This window comes from Paenibacillus whitsoniae (genome assembly GCF_003955665.1).
Classification (GTDB): Bacteria; Bacillota; Bacilli; order Paenibacillales; family NBRC-103111; genus Paenibacillus_E; species Paenibacillus_E whitsoniae.
This window is the reverse complement of sequence record NZ_RXHU01000082.1, coordinates 60,384-78,864: the sequence shown is the minus strand read 5'-3', so window position 1 is coordinate 78,864 and position 18,481 is coordinate 60,384. Positions and strand designations below refer to the sequence as shown.

The window sequence follows — 18,481 nt, the reverse complement described above, 5'->3', positions numbered from 1 at the left end:
AGGCGCTTCGCCGACGTAGGCGGAGCGCCTTTTTCATGGGGTTCGGGCCTCTTATAACAACGAGATGACCAACAAGTTATACAGCACCAGCGGCAGGATAACATTTGGCTGCACCCAAGGATTGGGTACCCACGGATTGCCGAAGGCACGCGCACTTGTGCTTGACACATGCAGGTACAAATGACCTTCGTCAACCTGTACGATGACGCCCTCATGCACTTGCCCGTTCATCATCTGGACGCGCACAGGGCGGGTGACATGTTCATGGCACAAATGATACAGCTTATCTTGCACGTCTTTGACGTGCTTAGAGAGGGCCGGATCAGCTTGGTATAGGGTTTGCTGAGGCTGAAGCAAGGGTTGGTTCATGGCAATTCCTCCACAGGATGATTTGGGATTATCCTATGCAGGAGCCTAGCCGGTGGTGTCTTTACTTCATAATAAACACATTGTCCATGTAATACGTACCTGTCTGGTCTGCGGCTACGCCAACTTTCAAGCGTGCGACATCGGTTGCAGCAGCATTTTTAAAATTGAATTGGTTCGCTTTCTTCACGCCGTTGACGTATAGATCGAACTTTTTCGTCGTGGTATTCATGACGACTTTGATATCGTACCATTTGGCAGTCGTGATAGGTGCAACGCTGATCAGGCTGCTGCCGTCATATACCTTCAAATAGTTCCCTTGCAGTCCCACATGGAGAGCGGCGACATTTGCGCTATCGTAGACGATAAAATCCTTCCAGTTGGTATCCTGTGTGCGCAACGAGGCTTTAAACGTTACGATCCCGGTCTGCGGCGTAAATGATCTCTCGGCGGTCGCGGCATTGGTTGTGCTCGTTTTATTGATTTTCATACTGCGGTCTTTGCCGGCTAATCCTACGGTAGGTTCATTTTCCACAGTGACGGTTCCGCCCGTTGTCACGGTCGTCCAGTTGGAAGGGGAAACCCCGGCTGCCGAGTAGCCGTTCATCGCATCTTTGAAAATGATCGTTTCCGGGACGATCGTTCTGCCGAAAGCAGGGACTTGGGAGCGGGTGATCGTGAAGGGGTTGTTATAAAAGTTTCTGATCTCACTCGGCATATTGCCAGGTCCATTTGCTGAGGGGTAGCCGTAGAAATCATTGTCGGCCCAGCCAATGGCCCAAGTGAGGAACCAGGTATAGTCCCAGTTCGGAATAAGGCTTTCCGCCGGGAGCAGGCCGACCTCGGACAAGCCGTACCGTTTGCTGCCCAAGACGGAGGTGAGTTCACTGCTCGCGCCGGCGAATTTTCCATCTGTACGGCTTTGGACGTAGATGTCGGCACCGCCGAGATCTACATATGCAGCGCCTGGGAAATAGCTGCTGGTAACACTATTGTACGGATCCTTGCCTGGCGCCCACACCCAGATCAGGTTGTTCAAGCCGTGATAATTCGTGAAGCGGTCGTACATGTTTTGCCACAGCTTCTTGTAGTCGGCGGGTTTGCCGCTCCACCAGAAACCGATGTTCATCTCATGATAGGGCCGCCAAAGCACGACAACCCCTTGATCGCGCAGCGCCTTGAGGTAGCCGGCAATCGTATCGATATGCGACAGCCAGCTGTTATAAAGAGCCGTCCCCGGCGTTACGAGATCGTCAAACTCAGCCTGTGTCAGCGAACTATTCACGCTGGTCCAGCCCCCGTCATCCGGGATAGTATCCTTCGGATTCGTTTCGTGCCAGGAGATCGTGACGAGGCCGCCTTTTTTCCAGTATTCCGTAGCATGATCGACGATGAAGGTTCGCCAATCGCTTAGATCCGCCAGGTTGGTTGCCTTGTAATAAAAATCGTAGCCGATCATCGCTGGATATTTGCCAGGTGTGCCGGCTGTTGGTGTATTGGCCGTCAAATTGTACAAGTGGTCGGTTTCGAGATAATTGTAATTTTGCCCACGCACATACTGGCCGGAGATAATCTGATTATTGGCTTGCACCGTATCAAAATAATTCAGCACATCCGTTACTGCCTGCGTTGCACTCGGATTTACCGGGGTTGCCGCATGAGCCGTAGCGCCGCCAAGCCAGGGCAAGCTGGAAGCGAGCAAGGTGGTCAGCAGCGGAATGGTGAGCAGTCTGGTCATCCATTTTTTTAACATGATGGTATTCCTCCTTCATTTTTACAGGGACTCAACTTTCTATTTGCAAGGGCTTTCATAAAATGAAGCATGCAACTTGCAAGGGTAGGTAGATCGCCTCCTTCGTTCAGCTATAGTTTATTGTAGAAGACGGGAACACGCAGATGGTTTGAATATTTTAGGAAAGAGTTTCAAAATTTTGAACCCTATGAGCGTTGCCTGCAAAATAGCGAGAGTTATTCCGAAAATTGAAAGGTGCTAGAAAGGTATCTTTGGAATTTAGTGGAATATATGAGGGCGAGCATCTGCAGGGGCTTGATTCTGAAGATGAAAAAAGCTGCTCCGCCAGAACGGCGGGCAGCTCATTGATAGGTAATCTTTACTTACCGGCATCCTTATCCGGCTGATGAATCCCGAACAGATTGCCTTCCGGGTCGATGTAGTACCCCTGCCACGCCATGCCGGGCAGCGCATATTTCGGCAGGGCGACGGTGCCGCCATGCCGAAGGATGGCCGCTTCCGTCGCATCATAGTCGCCGACGCCGATCGTACAGGCGTAGCCGCTCAGCGCCTGACCGGGCTGCGGTGCTGCGCCATGCCGCTGCATCAGCGCGCCGTTGATGCCCATTTCCTCTCCATCGCCTGTAACGGCGCCGAAGTAAGGCATCCCGGCATATTCGCTCCAGTCCTCGAATTTCCATCCGAAAATCTCGCCGTAAAAAGCTTTGGCACGCTCCATATCACTCACATGAATCTCAAAATGAACAACTCTTCCCATGGTTGCCTCCTAAGTTTTGGTTTTATATGAATTCTTCTATAGACAGGGTTTCCATTCCTACTTGAAATATAAGTTTATTTGGCAGGTGTACCGCCCCGAAGGCAGTGGAACAATATCCGAAAAGGCTGATTGTCCTTTTCCGAAAAATGTGATAACGCTTCCCCCAACCAAACGTGTAGAATAGATAGCAACAATTTTGTCTGGGAACAGGAAGGGGAGGCATCCCGTGTTTTACTCACTGAAAAACCGCCTAATTGCGTTCTTCGTCGTGCTGCTAGTCTTCTCGTTCGGCACAATGTCGCTGCTGCTATTCCGCGAATCGCGCGCTACGATTCGTTCTTATATTGAAACTTCTGCATTGGAGAAAATGGATGAATACGGCTCTTTCGTCAGCACGGCAGCGCTGCAGATGTATGATCTGGCGTCGCTCGTCTACAACAGTGAAGAGACGAAAAATTGGGACCACGTTCAGCTCGATCCCGCTATTTCGAGTGGCGAGAAAATGCTCGCGAACATCCAGATGAGCAAGTTTCTCACGCATGCGGTCAACAGTTATTCTGGCGTCTCATCCGTGTCGCTCTATCGCAAGGATGGCCTGATTGTCAGTGATAACAATGATATCTCGACCGGTTGGTCGTATCGGCAGTCCCCTTGGTACAACGATTTTGTGACAAGGGATAACCACTGGGTGTCCGCGCATACGGATGATTTGGAAATCAAGCGGTCGCGGCCGTATCCGTTCTTAAGCCTGCTGTTGCCTGTAAACGATTTCGAGCCGGCACGTGCGCAGACGGTGATGAAGATCAACGTGGGCGCAGACTTCTTTCTCGAGCCGCTGAATCGCATCCACCTTGGCGAAAAGGGGACGATCTTTCTCCTCGACCAGGAGGGCAGCCCGATTCTGTCCCAAGAGCAGTACGCCACGCATGCGGAGGCGGTAAAAGAAGTGGACCGCGTCCGCCAAAGCAGCTCCAGGCAAGGCGTTGTCAATATCCGGGGCGGCTCCGGCGACACGGACATTATGGTATACAAAAAGCTCAAGCCAAACAACTGGATGCTCGTCGGCTTCGTCCCGGAAACGGATCTGTACGCCAAGCTGTACAAGCTGCGCTCGACGATTATTGTGTTCGCCTCGTTCCTGCTTGTAGCGGCGATTCTATTGGCGACGTGGCTGTCATACGGCATCACCAAGCCGCTCTCGCGGCTCACATCCGCCATGCGCTACGTGCAAAAAGGCGAGTTCTCCATCGCCGAGAAAAGCATCGCGGCCGAGGGCGTTGTCCAGAGCGAGGTCGCGTTCGTGACCTCCTCGTTCCGTACGATGGTGCAGCAGCTCCGGCACCATATTCAAACGGAGTTTGAGCAAAAGCTGCTCCGCCAGCAAGCGGAATATAAGGCGCTGCTGATGCAGATTAATCCGCACTTTCTGTTTAACACCTTAGAACTCCTGAGCAGCCTCTCGATGCAGCAGCGTACCGACGACAGCGTGAAAGTCATTGAGTCCCTGGGCAAAATGATGCGCTTCTCCCTGAACAGCAACGAGGACCTGGTCTCGCTCCGGGAGGAACTGGCGTATCTCAAGCACTATCTCGCCATACTGGACATCCGTTTCAGAGAGCGGTTGCACATCTCGATCGACACCCAAGGTCCGCCGGAAGGCCGGCAGATCGTCAAATTCATTCTTCAACCGTTGGTCGAAAATGCGGTCAAATACAGCTTTGCGATGCAGGAAACGGCGAAGGTGCGCATCGCGGTAACGGTGGAACCGGAGCGCATTGTGCTCAGCGTCAAGGACAACGGGCCGGGAATGCCCGTCGGGCTGACGGAGCATCTCTACGAAGAGACGGCGCACTCCCGGCTTAACGACGTGTTAAGCCGCGGTGCCGGGCAGATCGGCCTGCGCAACGTGCTCGCCCGCTGCGCGCTCTATTACGGCCAAGGCTTCGTATATACGATCCGTACAAGCCGAGAGGAAGCCGACCACGGCACGGAAATCGAGCTCAGCCTGCCGATTAAGGAGGGAACGACCCATGTATAACGTAATGATCGTCGACGACGAACCGGAAATCCGCAAAGGTATCATGATGAAGGTGGACTGGGAACGCCTGGGGCTCCGTATCGTCGGAGAGGCGGGCAACGGCAGCGAGGCACTCAAAGCACTGGAGACGGCCTGCGGCGCCATCGACATCGTCATCACGGATATGAACATGCCGATGATGGACGGGGTGTCGTTCCTGGAAGCGTGCCGCGAGCGGCATCCGGAATTAAGAACCCTTGTGCTGACGGGCTACGAGGACTTTCATTACGCTCGGGCGGCGGTGCGCAGCCAAGTACGGGATTATTTGCTCAAGCCGGTGTCCAAGGACGAGCTGGAGGAGGCGCTCCAGAAGGTGACGCGCGAGCTTGACCAGGAGCGGCGTCAATCCCAGCAGCAGGAAAGCATGGCCTGGCGGCTTACGCAGTATTACCAAGAGATGAAGGAACACTTCGTCGTCCAGATTGTCAAAGAGGAGCGGGAGCACGCCCAGGCGGTGCGCGACCGCGCCAAGCTGTTTGAGCTCGAGGCGTGGGACGCCCTGCGCGTGCGCATCCTCACGATCGGCCTGCGGGAGCGTACCGCGCAGCCGGACTGCGGGGAGCGCACGCCGAATAAGCTGCGCCTGCCGTTTGAGCTGATCTGCAAGGAATTTGCCGATCAGTCGGAGCCGCCGCTGCTCACCTTCAAGGACGCCAGCTACCCCGGACTGCTGCATCTCATCGTGCCGGAGCAGGGGGAAGTCTGCCAACAGTTGGCGGATAAGCTGCGCTCGCTTGTCGTTCAGTATTTGTCTGCGGAGCCGGCCATCGGCATCGGCAGCCCGATAGAGGGCTTCTCAAGCTGGCGTGAGGGCTACATGTCCGCGCTGCTGGCGTGGAACCTAACCGAGACGAAAGGTGGCGCGTCGCTGAAAGGCGAGGGTGCGGAGCCCGAGGCTCTGCACGAGGAGGCGTTCCAGAAGCCGCGGATGATTTTGCTGAAGGGCGACATGGCGGCGTTCCAGCGCACCGTGCGCCAGGAGCTGGAGAAGGCGTTCGGCGTCTCGCAGGCCTATTTTGTAAAGATCATCTTCCGGCTGTACCTCGGCATCGAAGCGGCTGCGCACGAATCCGGCGTCGAGCTTGACCGCAAGGATGAGCTGTGGATGCGCCCGGATCTCGTACTGGGCTTCCACACGGTGGAGCGGGCGGAGCAGTTCCTGGTCGAAATGGCGCAGCGCATTCAGCGCCGAACGAGTGAGGAATCCGGCTTCCAGGCCGTGAAGCAGTTCATCGACAGCCATTACATGTATGAACTGAATTTGACGCTGCTGGCGGAGCGGTTCAACTATTATCCGTCGTATTTTTCAGAGCTTTTTAAGGCCAAGGTGGGCGTGACTTTTATTCAGTATCTGAATGACGTGCGGATGACGCATGCGGTGCGGCTGCTGGAGGAGACGGCGCTGTCCCTCTGGGACATTGCGGAGCTGACGGGTTTTGCCAATGCGAGCTACTTCTCGTCTAAATTCAAGAAGCAGTACGGCCTCTCGCCCTCCGAATATCGCGCCCAACGCAAAAACGAAAAAAGTGATAGCGAACTGCCGAAGAAATGAGATTCTGATCGTTCGCCGAAACTTGTATGCTTATTTTGCAGCCGAAATGCTGCGGGGTAAGCATATTTTGTTACATGGCAGGAGGTCATGACCATGGCGTCGCGCAAGTCATCCGCAGTATGGCGGCATAACGGCACCGCGTATTTATTTCTACTCCCTTGGCTGATCGGCTTGTTTGGCCTCACGCTGGGCCCGATGATCGGCTCTTTATATCTCTCGCTGACCAAATATAACCTGCTCAACACGCCTAAATGGATCGGTGTGGACAACTACACCCGGATATTTACGGAGGATGAATCGTTCCGGCATTCGATGCTGACTACGTTTCGTTACGTCCTCCTGGCGGTTCCGCTCCGGCTTGTATTCGCGCTTGGCGTGGCGATCATTCTGAATAAAGGGATCAAGGCGCTCGGCGTCTACCGCACCGTCTACTACCTTCCTTCGCTCCTTGGCGGGAGCGTGGCCATCGCCATCGTCTGGCGGAAGCTGTTTGACGGGGACGGGTTGTTCAATCTCGGGCTCAGCCTGTTCGGCATCAAAGGACCGGCGTGGATCGCCAATCCCGACTATATTCTCTACGCGATCGTCGGGCTTTCCGTTTGGCAGTTCGGGTCAGCGATGGTTATTTTCCTGGCGGGGCTTAAGCAGGTGCCGGCGGAGCTGTACGAGGCGGCCGAGGTGGACGGCGCAGGCAAAGTGCGAAGCTTTTTCCGCATCACGCTTCCGCTCCTGTCGCCGGTTATTTTCTTCAACCTCGTCATGACGATTATCGGCTCCTTCCAGGTGTTCACACCGGGGTACGTCATCGGAGACGGGCGCGGGGGGCCGATCAACTCGACGCTTTTCTACACCTTGTACCTCTATCTAAAAGGGTTCTCCTTCTTCGACATGGGTTATGCCTCGGCGCTGGCCTGGATCTTGCTCGTCATTATCGCCATCTTTACGGCCATCGTGTTTGTGACCTCGAAATACTGGGTGTTCTACGGCGACGGCAAAGACGAGGGGAGGTGATCACATCATGGTAAATGGAATCGCTTACGGCAAAATCGCCAGACACACCTTCATCATTCTCATCGGCCTGCTGATGCTCTACCCGGTGCTGTGGCTGATCAGCGCCTCGTTTAAGCCGAATACGCTCATCTTCTCAGACACGAGCCTGTGGCCTAAAGAGTTTACATTCGAGCACTATCGGGATGGTTGGAAAGGACTGCAGGGCATTTCGTTCGGTCGGTTTTTCGCCAACTCGGCGGAGATTTCAGTTCTCTCTGTGCTGGGCAACCTAATTACGTGTTCGCTGACGGCATTCGCTTTTGCCCGGCTGGAGTTCAAGTTCAAAAAGTTCTGGTTCGGTGTCATGCTCCTCACGATCATGCTGCCGTACCACGTCACACTGGTGCCGCAATATATCGTGTACAACAAGCTGGCGTGGATCAACACGTACTTGCCGCTGATCGTACCGAAATGGCTGGCCCACGACTCCTTCTTCATCATGCTGATGGTGCAGTTCATCCGGGGCATTCCGAAAGAACTCGACGAAAGCGCGACGATCGACGGCTGCTCGCAGGTGCATATTTACTGGCGCATCGTGCTTCCCTTAATGGTGCCGGCGCTGATCACAACCGCAATTTTCACGTTTATGTGGGCATGGGACGATTTTTTTAGCCAAATGATCTATCTGAACCGCGTGCAGTTGTTTACTGTGCAGCTTGGTATCCGCTCCTTGTTCGATCCGTCGGGCCAATCCGATTGGGGCGCTTTGCTCGCGATGTCGGTGCTGTCCTTGGCGCCGGTATTGACCATCTTCTTTTCCTTGCAGCGTTATTTTCTCGAAGGTATCTCAACGACTGGGCTTAAGTAACTCCAAGCTATATATTTGATCTAGGGGGATGAAGGTATGAAGAAGAAAATGGGCTTGTTAGCCTCATTAGCGGTATTGACGACGATGGCGGTTGGATGCAGCTCTGGCGGTTCAACAGAGGGCAGTGCTTCTTCCGCACCGTCTACGGCAGCAGCGACAGCTGCGGCGAAATTGCAGGAACCAGTCGAGCTTCGCATCATGTGGTGGGGCGACCAGAAGAGGGCGGATAAGACGAATGAAGCGCTGCGCGTTTTCGAGAAAAAGAATCCAAACATCAAAGTTGTCGGTGAGTTCGCGCCAAGCTCCGGGTATTTTGACAAGTTGAATACCATGATTGCTTCCGGCACGGCTCCGGACGTCTTCTTTCTTGGCGGCAACGTGATCGACTATGTGAACAAGGACGTACTGCTCGATATGAGCCCGTATGTCGGCAAAGAGCTGAATCTGAGCGACATGGACAAATCGATGATTACGTACGGCACGTTCAAAAACAAGCTGTACCACATCTCGGCAGGCGCCAACGCACGCGGGATCGTCGTGAACACGGAAATGTTCAAAAAAGCGGGCATCCCGCTGCCGCAGGATACGTGGACGTGGGCGGACTACGCCTCCATCTCCAAGCAAATTTCCGACAAGCTCGGCGCTGGCTACTACGGCACGTATGATTACACGAATGACGGCATGGGCATTTTCATGGGCCAGCTCGGTAAGGTCGTCTACGATATGGACAAAAAGAGCGTAGGCTTCGACCAAGCTGACGCCGAGAAATGGTTCGGCTACTGGGCGGACCTCCGCAAAAACGGCGGCATGGTGACGCCGGAGCTGCAAGTGTCCAACCCGCCGGGCGACACCAGCAAATCGCTGATCGTCACAGGCAAAGTTGCGATGGGCCTCATTCCTTCCAATCAGCTGGTGGCGCACCAGAACCTGATCAAAGACCAGCTCACGCTGTTGCAAGTGCCTAAAGGCGAGAACGGCAGCAACGCCGTTGCCTTTGAATCCAGCCAGGGCTTGTCCGGCTACGCGAAAACGAAACATCCGAAAGAAGTCGCGCAGCTCATGAGCTTCTGGATCAACGACCCGGATGCCGCCAAAATCCTCGGCAACGACCGCGGTGTGCCGGTGACGACGGCGATGCGCGATCTGCTCAAGAAAGACGCGAACCCGGTCGAGCAAATCATCTACGACTATCTGAACCGCGTGTCCGAGGCGAACAAAACCCAAAGCATCAAATTCACGTACAACCCGCCGGGCTTCACGGAGTACTCCAAATTGCTCGATACGACGATCCAGGAGATCTCTTTCGGTAAAAAAGACGTGAAAAAAGGCGTGGGCGACTTCTATACCGGTGCGGTGAAGATTTTCAACGATAATAAGTAAGCGTTGTAGTGAAAGGAAGCGGGCTGCCGGGCGGCAGCCCGTTTTGAGCATTGGCGAGGCGTGTTGGGGAGGCGGGAACAGCATCGGCCCGGGCGTGCAGCGTCCAGCGTAAGGTGGTTCGGTTGCAGAGCGAAATAAGAGGGGGAAACCACTCGTATTTTAGGGAGTTGGCGCGCGGTGGGGGAAATAGCAGTGGTAAACCACGCTTAATGGCCGCCGCACACGCGGAAAAACCCGCCTGCGGGGCGAAATAGGCACGGTTTACCGCGCTTATTTTGCGGCTAGCCGGCGGAAGAGAGGGAATAAGAGTGATGCACTACTCTTATTGATCTGCGGCGACTTGGCTGTTCGGAGAGTGTGCCAACTGAAAGGTCGCGCTAAGGGTGCTCAGCCCCTCTTAATGCGCCGAAGTTGGCATGATGGGCAGGAATAGCAGGGTCTAGCCCTAGTTAGCAAGGCGATATGGTGGCCAAACCGCCTGAAAAGGTCGCTCTAAGGGTGCTCAGCCCCTCTTAATGCGCCGAAATTGGCGTGTTGGGCGAGAATAGCAGGGTCTGGGCCTAGTTAGCAAGGCGATATGGTGGCCAAACCGCCTGAAAAGGTCGCTCTAAGGGTGCTTAGCCCCTCTTAGCGCGCCGAAATTGGCGTGTTGGGCGGAAGTAGCGGGGGCTAGGCCTAGTTAGCAGCCTGTTGGCCGGCATAGTGAAGGGGGAGGTAGACGGATGAGCATAGAAGTTTTAAAGGAACGGCTGCGGAGTGGCAGAACATCGAGCGGGAACGTGTGGCAGGATGCGCCGTGTGGTGTTGTAGAGACAGCGTGTGCAGACCGGCAGGAAATCGTGGAAGTGTCGGTGGAGCCGAGTGGCGTGCTTGGACATAGCGTAGCTGGAGTATCGGCTGATCCGGGGAACGCGGTTGGTCCGGGCGAGCTGGGATGCTCGGAGGCGGCGTCGGCGGCAGGCAAGCCCTCGGACGCCGAGGTTTTGGCGGAGTGGGAGCGCTCCGGCGTTCGCTTTGCGGCGTCCTCGGGTCGGCTGGAGCAGGTGCACGATGCCGCGCGGCGCAGGCTGCTGGACTGCATCGTGCCGACGCTGGATCTGGGGCCGATCCTGCAGGAAGGCGGCGTCTACCGCGGCTGCTGGCTAGAGAGCACAGGCACAATCAACAGCGAGCTGCTCGCGCGGTTCGTGCCGTCGGTGGCGGCGAACACGTACCTCGGCTTCGCCAAGCTGCAGCGGGAGGACGGCCTGCTGCCGTACAAAATCACGGAACACGGCCCGGTGTTCCGGCAGATCCAGCTGGTCACGCCGCTGGCGCGCAGCGCGTGGGGGTACTACCTCCTGCATGGCAAGCCGCAGGCGTTCCTGCGGAGCATGTACGACGCGCTGGCGGGCTTCGACCGCTGGCTGGCGGAATGGCGCGACACGCGGGGCACGGGCTGCGTGGAGGCGTTTTGCACGTTCGATACGGGGCACGACGGATCTCCGAGGTTCTGGCACGTGCCGGATACGCCGCATCTCGGCGATCCGCAGCGCGTGGACCCGCACTCGCCGGTGCTGCCGTTCCTTGCGCCGGACATGACGGCGCATGTGTACTGCCAGCGGCTGATCTTGGCCAAGATGGCGGAGGCGCTCGGCGAGCCCGAAGAGTCGGCTTCAGCGTGGCGCGCGAAGGCGGAACAGACGCTGGACAGCCTTTTCCGGCACTGTTACGACGAGGAAGACGCATTCTTTTATGACCGGGACCGGCAGGGGGAATTGGTGCGTGTGCAGTCGGACGTGCTGCTGCGCGTGCTGGCTTGTGAGGTTGGGGACAGAGCGTTCTTCGACGAGGCGCTGCGGCGGTATTTGCTGTGTACGCGGAAGTTTTTTACGAAATATCCGTTTCCGTCGATCGCGATGGATGATCCGCGTTTTAACCCGAACTCCAACTATAACAGCTGGGCGGGGCCGACGAATTTCCTCAGTATTATCCGGACGGCGCATGCGTTTGAGCACCATCATCGGTATGTGGAGCTGACGTGGGTGATGCAGCCGCTGCTGTCGGCTATGTCCCGCATGACGCGGTTCTCGCAGACACTCTGCCCATGGACTGGTGAAGAAGGGTACACGGAGGCGTACTCGCCTGCGATTCTAGGCGTGCTGGATTACGTAGAGCGGCTTTGCGGCATTTTGCCTGTGGCGGATGAAAAAGGTTCTCTGTGGTTCACCGGCCTTGTGCCGTATGCGATGGATCACGGTACGGAAGTAGCGGAGGAGACAGCGTACAGCAGGAATGTGGACGGTGCGGTGTTCGAGTTGTTCAACACCCGTGAAGGCTCGGAAATTTGCCGGAATGGGGAGACGTGGGTGAGGTTTCCGTATGGCTTGCGCGTCGTGACCGACCGAAAGGGCGGGCTGCTGGGCGTAATTGGCATGGTGAGTGTGCCTGTCACGGGAACGGTTTCGTATGAAGGCAGAGAGATTCCGGTGACGGTGAAGGGCAATGAATGGCTGGCATTCGAGAACGGCATCTTTGTGAGCAAGCGGGATATAGGCGTTGTTTATCCGACATATTGATGGGGGCGAGCAGCATATGAAAACCAACAGCGAAGTACAGATTCGGGATCCTTACGTAGTACCCATGCCAGAGGAGGGAAAGTACTACTTATTCGGCAGCACCGACGCGAACATTTGGGGCAAGGGCACTGGCTTCGACGTCTATGTCGGAACAGATCTCGAGCGTTGGGAAGGGCCTTTTCCGGTGTTTCGTCCCGGTGAGGACTTCTTCTCGGAGGAGAATTTTTGGGCGCCGGAGGTTTATCCGTACGGCGGCCGGTATTACATGTTCGCGACGTTCCGGCGGCGCAGCAACAAGTTGCTCGGCACAGCCGTGCTGGCGGCCGATAGCTTAACCGGCCCGTTCCAGCTGCACAGCGACGGGCCGGTCACGCCGGTGGATTGGCCGTGCCTGGACGGCACGCTGTATGTCGACGAGGCTGGGCAGCCGTGGATGGTGTTCTGCCACGAGTGGACGCAAGTACTCGACGGCGAAATCTGCGCCGTGCGGCTGAGCGCGGACCTGCGGGAAGCTGTCGGCGAGCCGGTCGTGCTGTTCCGTGCGTCGGAAGCGCCGTGGGTCACCCGGCTCGACGCCAAGTCGACTGACGCTGGTGACGTGTTCGTGACCGACGGCGCTTTTTTGCACCGGGCCGAGGACGGCACGCTGCTCTTGCTTTGGGCGAGCTTCCATGAGAATCGCTACGCGCTCGGTTTTGCAGTGTCCGCCAGCGGACACATCGAGGGTCCGTGGGTACACGAACCGGAGGCGCTGTTTCAGGCGGACGGCGGGCATGGGATGCTTTTCCGCACGTTCGACGGTAGGCTCATGCTCACAATTCATTCACCGAACCGGACGCCGAATGAGCGGCCGTTGTTCCTGCCTGTAGCGGAACAGGGCGGCAGGCTGCGGCTCGCGGACAAGTAAGCGGGCGGGTTATTGACTTGGCCGTCAGGCATGGTATAAAATGACTGTAATGTAAATACGGCGATGGAGTTCGCCATAACCGCCTTCGGGCTAATGACTCCTACCAGCGATCATACTATCCTGGTAGGAGTCTATTTTTTATCGGCAATTTGTTAGGACGGGAGATGGGTTTGAATTGAAGAAGTGGCAAGAAAGGGCATACCGCTATGGGGAAAGCGTGATGCACGTCGCCCTGCTGGGTGCGATGTTGAAGTGGTTGTTGTACGCCGGCGTTGTCGGCATTTTATCAGGTTCGGCGTCTGCGCTGTTTTTGGCAAGTCTGGATGATGTCACCGAGAGCCGTATGGCGCATCCATGGCTGCTGTATTTGCTGCCGTTGGGCGGAGCGCTGATGGCCTATCTGTATGTGCGCATCGGGCGGAACGCGGGCAAGGGCAACAATCTGATTCTGGAGCAGATTCAGGGCGGACAGGAACGTGTGCCTCTTCGGATGGCGCCGCTTGTACTGCTCGGTACGCTCCTGACGCATCTGTTCGGAGGCTCCGCCGGCCGGGAAGGAACGGCGGTACAAATGGGCGGGAGCTTGTCCGAAGCGGTTGGCCGCGCGCTGAAAGTAGACGGCATCGATCGGCAAATTTTGCTGATGTGCGGCATCAGCAGCGGCTTCGGCTCCGTGTTCGGGACGCCGTTGGCGGGGACGATTTTTGCGCTGGAAGTTGTTGCTGTGGGGTTGGTCAGCTACCGGGCGATTTTACCTTGTTTTATCGCGAGTGTTGTGGGCAATCTGGTGACGATCGGGTGGGGGATTCACCATCTTCATTATGAGATGGGCGCTGCACCGGATATGTCTTGGGCAGTCGTGCTGAAGGTGGCGATCGCTTCCGTGTTGTTCGGGCTGGCTGCTCTGCTGTTTAGTGAACTGACGCATGGGCTGAAAAAGCTGTACGCCAAGCTCCTGACGAATCCGATGCTGCGCAGCTTTGTCGGCGGTTTGGTGGTGATCGCACTCGTGTTTGTTTTTCAGACGCGCGATTATTTGGGGCTTGGGATTCCGCTCATTCAAAGCTCCTTTGACGGGGCGGTTGCACCGCTTGCCTTCCTGTGGAAAACGCTGTTCACCGCGTTGACGCTCGGTGCCGGCTATCAGGGCGGCGAGGTGACGCCGCTGTTTGCGATCGGTGCTGCACTCGGCCATTCACTGGCCGGTCTGCTGCATCTCTCCGCGCCGTTTCTCGCAGGGCTGGGCTTTATCGCGGTGTTCAGCGGGGCGACGAATACGCCTTTGGCCTGTTTTGTCATGGGGATTGAGCTGTTCGGTTCAGAAAGCATGATTTATATGTTCCTGGCGTGCGTGGTCAGTTATTTATTTTCGGGGCACACGGGCATTTACTCGTCACAGCAGATCGGCGTTTCCAAATCGAAGCTGCATCCGCTTGCGGCCGGGGCGACGTTGGGGAATGTGAAACTGAAGAAGGCGGTTCGTGGGGAGCGGGATGAGGGGCTTTGATGTAGGCAGAAGTGTCGAGATAAGGCTGTGCCGGAGATGAAGAGGCTTGCCGCTGTGAGGGCGGCAGGCTTTTTTGCATAGGTACCGACCGTTGGCAGGGGATTGCCGAAAGATGAATCAACTCCTTTTTTACCAAGAATTAGGGGGAGGGGTGTGGTAAGATTTGAGTAGTTTAACAGGGAGAGCGTGGGGATGCACATGGACGATAACATTGAAAAACAATTGCAAGCCTATAAACAGGGGCTGTTCCAAAGCAAGTCAGAGCTCAAGGTGATCTGGTTCTAGGAGACGAATAAACCAGACGGATATTGGATGGCCGGGTGTGGCCGAGGACGGAGCATCATTTTCAGGCGATGAAATTTATGGGGACGGTGCATGAAGAGGCGCAGGGACTAGCTCCGACGGCTATGGAGGCTGCACGGATGGGGCGTGTTTTACAACTGAAGAGTAAGCCCGTCGCCATACTTTCACCACAGAGATTAGATACAAGAATGCGGGTCGCAGGAAGCGCAGCGACAACTAGTTCAAGAATAAAGTTATCCACAAGGAGTGTTATATAAATGGCTTACCAAAATATAGATGGCGTCCGTGTCTGGGGAAAGCCGGATCCGGGTGCAGTGACGCAGGCTATCACCTGTGCTGCTCACGGTAATGTCGTGCAGGCGCTGCTCATGGCCGATCACCACAAAGGCTACAGCCAGCCGATTGGCGGCGTGATGGCTTATGAAGGGCAAATCTCGCCGTCCGGCGTCGGCTACGATATCGGGTGCGGCAACAAGGCGGTGCGCACGAATCTGATGGCGGCGGACATGAAGCCGCGTCTGACGAAGATCATGAACAAGCTCGCGAAAAAGGTTTCCTTCGGCGTCGGCCGTTCAAACAGCGAGCAGGTGGATCATGCGCTGTTCGATGATCCGGACTGGGCGGTGTACCTCGCTGTGGGTCGGCAGGAACACGACAAACTGAAGGCGTTGGCCCGCAATCAGCTCGGCACGGTCGGCAGCGGCAACCATTTCGTCGACCTGTTCGAAGAAGAGGCGACGGGCCGGTTGTGGATCAGCAACCATTTTGGAAGCCGGGGGTTCGGGCATAAGACGGCCAGCGGCTTCCTGAATCTGGCGGCAGGCCGTGAGTTCCTGGCGAACGCACCCGGCGAGAGCATGGATCAGCCGCCGGTGCTGCTCGATCTGAGCAGCGAGCTCGGCGATATGTACTACCGTGCGATGAGGCTGGCCGGGCAATATGCTTACGCGGGGAGGGACTACGTCATCCAGCAGGTGTTGGATTTGGTGGGGGCGGAAGCTGACTTTGCGGTGCACAACCACCACAACTACGCGTGGCGTGAGACGCATGACGGCCGCGATGTGATCGTTGTGCGCAAGGGCGCGACGCCGTCCGCGCCGGGGCAGCTCGGTTTTATCGGCGGCAGCATGGGCGATATCTCGGTCATCGTGCGCGGCAAGGACACCGCGGAGAACCGCGACGCGTTCTACAGCACGGTCCACGGCGCAGGCCGCATCATGAGCCGCACGCAGGCTGCGGGGAAAATGAACTGGCGCACCCGCACGCGCGCGGGTGGGCAAATCAGCGACGCGCAGATGATGCGCGCGGTGCGGGAGTTCGGCGTGGAGCTTCGCGGCGCGGGAACGGACGAAAGTCCGTTCGTGTACCGGAAGCTCCAGCAGGTGTTGGATGCGCACGCCGAGACGATCGACGTGCTGCATGTTTTGCGGCCGATCGGCGTGTGCATGGCCGGTGCGGATGAATTTGATCCGTATAAGGATTAGACGACGGATCAGGATTTTACCTGCGCCGGAGGCGTAAGTTTGTAAAATCGATACAGGGCATCGGAAGAGCTTCGGTTTCCGCTTTTGATTGAATAAGTTGTAAAAGTCGGGAGGCGGGCTTCTCCCAATCACCTGTAACACCCCAGCGAACGGGAACTACTCCAGTTCGTTTGTGTCGTTTTAGTTAGGAAGCGCATGAACTGGAATTTCTTCATGCTATTCACGATTCTAGGCCGCAAAGTAGCTAAAACGCTCTAAAACGCCAAAATGGACGTTAGTAATTTCCAGTTTATTGCTGCGAACTGCCGAATTTGTGCGAAATGAGCTAGAGAAATTCCCGTTGATTAGGAGTGGGAGTGCGGATTTCCAGATCGGTACCTCGATTTGGGCAAAAATATGAAATGTACGGGAGGAAATCCAGTTCATTAGAGAAGCGTCGGCAGGTGGTGAGCAAGGCCCATAGGCAGATTGTGGCCGATGTCGGTTTCCTCAAGCCTAACCATACAACACTGCGTGTATCCCGCAGAATAAACAAACAGCCAACGGCGTGAACTAGCTGTTGGCTGTTTCGATTAGTTGATATACTCGCTGACTTTGGTCCCCTGCGGGTCGTAGAGTTCGGCGGCATCGGTTTCGGTATTGTTCCAAACATCCGACGCCGTCCACAGCAGGCTCTGGGAATACGTGCGGAAGGTAGAAGTCGATGCGCCGGTAGCGGCGAAGCTCTTGCCTTCGTCGCCGCTCAGCAGCGCCACATAGGAATCGGGACCGAGCGAGAAGCTGTCTTTAAACGTATAGGATTGACTGCCGTTCACGCTGAGCACGCGCCAGCCTTTTAAATCGATGGCGTTTCGGCTTCTATTTTTCAGCACTATATATTCGGACTTCTTGTCTCTCTCGACGATGATGATGTCAGATTGCGCAGCTGGTGCAGTAGAGGGTGCAGTGGACCCTTGTATGGATGCCGGTGTCAGCTGCGGATCACCGATAATCTGATTAATCAGACCGTTGCGATCGGAGTTAAAATTAATGCGGAGCACCTTCACGTTGGTGACATCCACCTCGATAGGTCTGGCCGCTTCCCCGGATTTAATCGACGAGACGACCAGCAGTTCCCGGCCATCCCCAATAAACTTGATCGTCCCCTTGGCCGTATCGGAAATACTGCTTTCGTCGGCGCCCACCTGGGCAGTCAGCTTCGTATAGTTGCCATCAAGCGGATACTGAACGGTACCTCCCGTCTTGATATGTGGCGGATACGGACTATTGTGATGGTAAAGACCCAATCCTGTGGCAAAGGTCGTACCGCCGATCCGAAAAGCTGGCTTATGCACAGCGGTATTATGCCCCTTCCCCCAAGCGTCGACGTTCAGCATGCTGGCTTCGTCTTCTTTTATCATGCCGGCGATGCTCGTCAGGGGGATTGTTTCACCTGCCATGGGGTTGGTGGTATTTGCCGCTGCGGTGCCGGCGGGCGTGGCCTCGGATGCGGGGGCGGCCGGTGTCGTGGACGGTTTGCCGATCGTAATGGTTTTGGCGGCATCATTCCAGCCGACTTCCTTGCCAAGCGACTCCGTAACAAAACGCAGCGGCACATACGTCGTACCTTTGTAAATAAATCCCTGCCCCTGGTCGGCGGTCGGCTGCTTCTCGGTGCCGTCGAAGATGTATTTCAGCTTCTCAAAATACACCTCAATCATCGTCCCGCCAGCAGCATAAGCGGCCGTTGCTCCAAATAAGAGACAAGTCGTCACTACGCCTAAAATGAACCCTTTGATGCTTGATTTCATGGTATTGCGCCCCTTTAAATGTATAGTCGTGAATAACTATAGCATGGAATTATTAAGATGGCGTAAAGAAACCATGCTGTGGAGCGACTGCATCCGACAAAACCTGCAAAATGTACAGCAAAATGTGGTGAAAAGGCAGTATAAAACGAAAAGACCTGCATTCTATACAGTTAAAATTGGGCTGAACCC

General features: G+C 55.9%; 13 protein-coding genes and 1 riboswitch. Of the genes, 9 read left to right on the top strand and 4 right to left on the bottom strand.

Going from position 1 to position 18,481, the window contains the following annotated elements; translation table 11 throughout:
* Positions 1-51: 51 nt before the first annotated feature.
* The 3 genes from EJQ19_RS24835 to EJQ19_RS24825 all read right to left on the bottom strand — a co-directional run bounded on the left by EJQ19_RS24835 (position 52) and on the right by EJQ19_RS24825 (position 2,876).
* Positions 52-369, bottom strand: a complete 318-nt coding sequence (locus EJQ19_RS24835; protein ID WP_126143931.1) for a hypothetical protein — start codon at positions 367-369, stop codon at positions 52-54.
* 61 nt (positions 370-430) lie between these two features.
* Positions 431-2,119 carry a glycosyl hydrolase gene (locus EJQ19_RS24830; protein ID WP_126143930.1) on the bottom strand — a complete coding sequence of 563 codons (1,689 nt, stop codon included), beginning with the start codon at positions 2,117-2,119 and terminating at the stop codon, positions 431-433.
* A gap of 358 nt (positions 2,120-2,477) precedes the next feature.
* Positions 2,478-2,876 carry a VOC family protein gene (locus tag EJQ19_RS24825; RefSeq protein ID WP_126143929.1) on the bottom strand — a complete coding sequence of 133 codons (399 nt, stop codon included), beginning with the start codon at positions 2,874-2,876 and terminating at the stop codon, positions 2,478-2,480.
* 226 nt (positions 2,877-3,102) lie between these two features.
* Between EJQ19_RS24825 and EJQ19_RS24820 the strand changes: the two genes are divergently transcribed.
* From EJQ19_RS24820 to EJQ19_RS24780, 9 genes are all read left to right on the top strand, one after another.
* On the top strand, positions 3,103-4,914 hold the full coding sequence (locus tag EJQ19_RS24820) for a cache domain-containing sensor histidine kinase (RefSeq protein WP_126143928.1): 1,812 nt from the start codon (positions 3,103-3,105) through the stop codon (positions 4,912-4,914).
* Positions 4,907-6,505, top strand: coding sequence for a response regulator transcription factor (locus EJQ19_RS24815; RefSeq protein WP_126143927.1), 1,599 nt, complete (start codon positions 4,907-4,909; stop codon positions 6,503-6,505). Before EJQ19_RS24820 ends, EJQ19_RS24815 begins: the two co-directional genes overlap by 8 nt.
* 93 nt (positions 6,506-6,598) lie before the next feature.
* Complete coding sequence (locus tag EJQ19_RS24810; protein WP_126143926.1) at positions 6,599-7,516, top strand: carbohydrate ABC transporter permease; 918 nt, start codon at positions 6,599-6,601, stop codon at positions 7,514-7,516.
* Between the two features lie 7 nt (positions 7,517-7,523).
* A complete protein-coding gene (locus EJQ19_RS24805; protein ID WP_126143925.1) occupies positions 7,524-8,363 on the top strand; it encodes a carbohydrate ABC transporter permease in 840 nt (279 codons plus the stop codon).
* A gap of 36 nt (positions 8,364-8,399) precedes the next feature.
* The gene (locus tag EJQ19_RS24800; protein WP_126143924.1) at positions 8,400-9,743 is read left to right on the top strand and encodes an ABC transporter substrate-binding protein; all 1,344 of its coding nucleotides are present in this window, start codon (positions 8,400-8,402) and stop codon (positions 9,741-9,743) included.
* A 722-nt stretch (positions 9,744-10,465) separates the two neighbouring features.
* Positions 10,466-12,301: an MGH1-like glycoside hydrolase domain-containing protein gene (locus tag EJQ19_RS24795; protein WP_241243075.1), complete on the top strand. Its 1,836-nt coding sequence runs from the start codon at positions 10,466-10,468 to the stop codon at positions 12,299-12,301.
* A gap of 16 nt (positions 12,302-12,317) precedes the next feature.
* The gene (locus tag EJQ19_RS24790) at positions 12,318-13,208 is read left to right on the top strand and encodes a glycoside hydrolase family 43 protein (RefSeq protein ID WP_126144009.1); all 891 of its coding nucleotides are present in this window, start codon (positions 12,318-12,320) and stop codon (positions 13,206-13,208) included.
* 50 nt (positions 13,209-13,258) lie between these two features.
* Positions 13,259-13,318, top strand: a riboswitch (Fluoride riboswitch).
* 65 nt (positions 13,319-13,383) lie between these two features.
* Entirely contained in the window at positions 13,384-14,715 is a 1,332-nt protein-coding gene (locus EJQ19_RS24785; RefSeq protein ID WP_420901700.1) for a voltage-gated chloride channel family protein, read from the top strand.
* A gap of 560 nt (positions 14,716-15,275) precedes the next feature.
* Positions 15,276-16,502 (top strand): RtcB family protein, encoded by a 1,227-nt coding sequence (locus EJQ19_RS24780; RefSeq protein WP_126143923.1) that lies wholly within the window; start codon positions 15,276-15,278, stop codon positions 16,500-16,502.
* Positions 16,503-17,074: 572 nt separating this feature from the next.
* On the opposite strand, the gene EJQ19_RS24775 is transcribed toward EJQ19_RS24780, so the two are convergent.
* On the bottom strand, positions 17,075-18,292 hold the full coding sequence (locus tag EJQ19_RS24775) for a lamin tail domain-containing protein (protein ID WP_126143922.1): 1,218 nt from the start codon (positions 18,290-18,292) through the stop codon (positions 17,075-17,077).
* Between the last annotated feature and the right edge of the window lie 189 nt (positions 18,293-18,481).